Annotated in this window: 2 protein-coding genes; both read left to right on the top strand. The window is 71.0% G+C overall.

All coding sequences use genetic code 11. From position 1 onward, the window contains the following. A partial coding sequence (locus DD1DGNOD_RS28115; RefSeq protein ID WP_206443201.1) for a HypC/HybG/HupF family hydrogenase formation chaperone occupies window positions 1–496 on the top strand: 496 nt, incomplete at its 5' end. Continuing rightward, window positions 496–866: SIS domain-containing protein (locus DD1DGNOD_RS15290; RefSeq protein ID WP_131770439.1), on the top strand; the 371-nt coding region annotated here is incomplete at its 3' end. The genes DD1DGNOD_RS28115 and DD1DGNOD_RS15290, both read left to right, overlap by 1 nt.

Raw genomic sequence — 866 nt, 5'->3', positions numbered from 1 at the left:
CCTGGCGGCCCGGCCCGGTGACGTGGTCCTCGCCGTGGCTGCCGCCGGTGACCCGGTGGTGCGCTCCGTGATGCGCCGGGCGCCGGCATGGGGGACGGGCACGGTATGGATCGGTAACGGTCCGCGACCGCCGGCCGGTGTTGCCGATCACGTGCTGTGGGTGGACGACCCGGATCCGCTGCTGCCGGTGACCGGCCGGTTCGTGCTTCTCTACCACCTGCTGTGGGAACTGACCCACGTCTGCCTCGAGCACACCGGTCTGCTCCGTTCGTCCGAGCAGGGGCGCACCGGCGGGACGTGCGGCACCTGCGCCGACGAAGGCAGGCTCGGCGAGGTGATCACATCCCGGGGGTCGGCCGACGGCCGGGCGCTGGTACGCACCGCCACGGGGGAGGAGCTCGTGCACACCCTGCTGGTCGAGCCGGTGGCCGCGGGCGACCTGCTGCTCGTCCACGCCGGAACGGCGATCACCCGTCTTGACCGGGACGGTGCGTGATGGCCACCGAGAACACCGCGTTCCTCTACCCGTTCCTCCACGTCCAGGAGGGCAGTGGTCACCAGAGCAACGGCCGTCAGAGCGATGACCACCATGGGAACGATCATCAGGGCGGTGGTCGGGAGGATGGCGATCGGGAGGAGGCGCTGGGAGCGCTGCTGGCCGAACTCGGCGCCTCGGCGCGGGCGAAGGCCCGGCAGAGCGTGGAGTTGCAGCGTTCGACGCTGCGGGAATGCGCCGAGCGGATCGCGGCCGCCGCGGCGGCGATGGCGCAGTGTTTCACCCAAGGCGGACGTATGTACACCTTTGGCAATGGCGGCAGCTCGACCGATGCCGCCACACTGGCCGATCTGTTCTCCCGTCCGCCATC

The organism is Candidatus Protofrankia californiensis, from assembly GCF_900634765.1.
Classification (GTDB): domain Bacteria; phylum Actinomycetota; class Actinomycetes; order Frankiales; family Frankiaceae; genus Protofrankia; species Protofrankia californiensis.
This window is presented reverse-complemented; position numbering and strand designations above follow the sequence as displayed.